The sequence below is a fragment of the Parvimonas sp. KA00067 genome (assembly GCF_001553085.1).
In the GTDB taxonomy this organism is placed as follows: Bacteria; Bacillota; Clostridia; order Tissierellales; family Peptoniphilaceae; genus Parvimonas; species Parvimonas parva.
The window spans coordinates 8,661-10,858 of the sequence record NZ_KQ960152.1 but is presented as its reverse complement, the minus strand read 5'-3'; the positions used below and the strand labels follow the sequence as shown (position 1 = coordinate 10,858).

Genomic DNA, 2,198 nt, shown 5'->3' with positions numbered 1-2,198 from the left:
AAAAGGATAATGGGATTTTTTCTTGCTCTAGTGATGTTTATAGGTTGTCTGCCACTTAACACCATAGAAACCCATGCAGCAGAAGGTGATGTCGCCATTGATGAAGCACACTTTCCGAATGAAAATTTTAGAAATTATGTAAGTCGTGAGTTTGATACAAATAAAGATGGCAAGTTAAGTAGGGACGAGTTAGATAAGGTTGAAGAGATTAAGATAGCCAACACTTCTTTAGTTTATTCTTTAAAAGGAATTGAATATTTTAAAAATCTTATTAAATTGATTTTTTATGGAAACTATCTAACAGAGTTAGATGTAAGTAAAAACATAAATCTTACTACATTGCATTGTTATGGAAACAGACTAACAAGTTTAGATGTAACTAAAAACACAAAGCTTACTGAATTATATTGTTCTGACAACAATCTAACAAGTTTAGATGTAACTAAAAACACAAAGCTTACTAAATTGGGTTGTGAACACAACAACAATCTAACAAGTTTAGATGTAACTAAAAACACAAAGCTTACTGAATTATATTGTTCTGACAACAATCTAAAAAGTTTAGATGTAACTAAAAACACAAAGCTTGCTACATTGTATTGTAATAACAACAATCTAAAAAGTTTAGATGTAAGTAAAAATAAAAATCTTACTGTATTGCATTGTGAATACAACAAGCTAACAAGTTTAGATTTAAGTAAAAACACAAATCTTACTTACTTGGATTGTCATAGAAACGAGCTAACAAGTTTAAATGTAAGTAAAAACACAAAGCTTAATTACTTGGATTGTAATGTAAACAATCTAACAAGTTTAGATGTAACTAAAAACACAAATCTTACTTACTTGGATTGTTTTAACAACAAGCTAACAAGTTTAGATGTAACTAAAAACACAAAGCTTACTGACTTGGAGTGTCGTTTTCAACAATACAATATAACAGTAATTAAGGGTATAAGAGAATTTAAATATAGTAAGTTTCCAGGACAATTTAAAAAAGATAAAGTTATTTCACCAGTTGGAGCAAGTTTTGGCGATGATGCTCTTACAGTTGATAATGATACTATAAAAGAAGTAACTTACAAGTATAAAGTTAACGACAATGAAGAGATGAATGTCATATTAGCGATTACCTATAAAGTATTTGACCCGAAACATGTAGAAAGTATGAAAGTAAAAGAACAACCTAAACTAGTCTACACAGAAGGAGAAAAACTAGATTTGTCAGGACTTGTAGTAACATTAAAAGATAATCAAGACTTAGAAAAAGACGTAGCATTTAAAGACTTTGAAACATATAAAATCACAACAAATCCAAAAAATGGAGCTGATTTAACATTAGCAGACGACAACAAGCCTGTAACAATAAGTAAAGGAAGTTTGCAAGATGAAACAAAAAATCTAACAGTAAATGCAAAAGTATTTGACCAAAAACATATAGAAAAGATGGTAGTAAAAACACAACCAAAACTAATCTACACAGAAGGAGAAAAACTAGATTTATCAGGACTTGTAGTAACATTAACAGACAAGCAAGGCTTAACAAAAGACGTAGCATTTAAAAACTTTGAAGCTAATGGAATCAAAACAAATCCAAAAAATGGAGCTGATTTAACATTAGCAGACAACGACCAGCCTGTAACAATAAGTAAAGGAAGCTTACAAGACGATACAAAAAATCTAACAGTAAATGAAAAAGTATTTGACCCAGAACATGTAGAAAGTATGGTAGTAAAAGAACAACCAAAACTAATCTACACAGAAGGAGAAAAACTAGATTTATCAGGACTTGTAGTAACATTAAAAGATAACCAAGGCTTAGAAAAAGACGTAGCATTTAAAGACTTTGAAACATATAAAATTACAACAAATCCAAAAAATGGAACTGATTTAACATCAGAAGACAATGGAAAGAAAGTTAGCTTAACAAAAGAAAACTCTACAGAAGAAACAGAAGCCTTAACAAAAGACGTAGCATTTAGAGCCTTTGCATCTAATGTAATTACAACAAATCTTATAGATGATACAGCTTTAACATTAGCAAACAATGGAAAAGCTTTAAAATTAACAAACGGTTTGTTAACTGCACAAAAAAATACATTAACTGCACAAACAGAAGCCTTAACAGTAAATAAAAAAGAAACACCTCCGCCTACACCAACACCAGATCCACCAGTAGTAGGACCAGTAGATCCAAC

General features: G+C 30.2%; 1 protein-coding gene. It reads left to right on the top strand.

The annotated features are described in order from the left end of the window. On the top strand, nt 1-2,198 hold a 2,198-nt coding region (locus tag HMPREF3181_RS06320), incomplete at both ends, for a leucine-rich repeat domain-containing protein (RefSeq protein ID WP_197415936.1).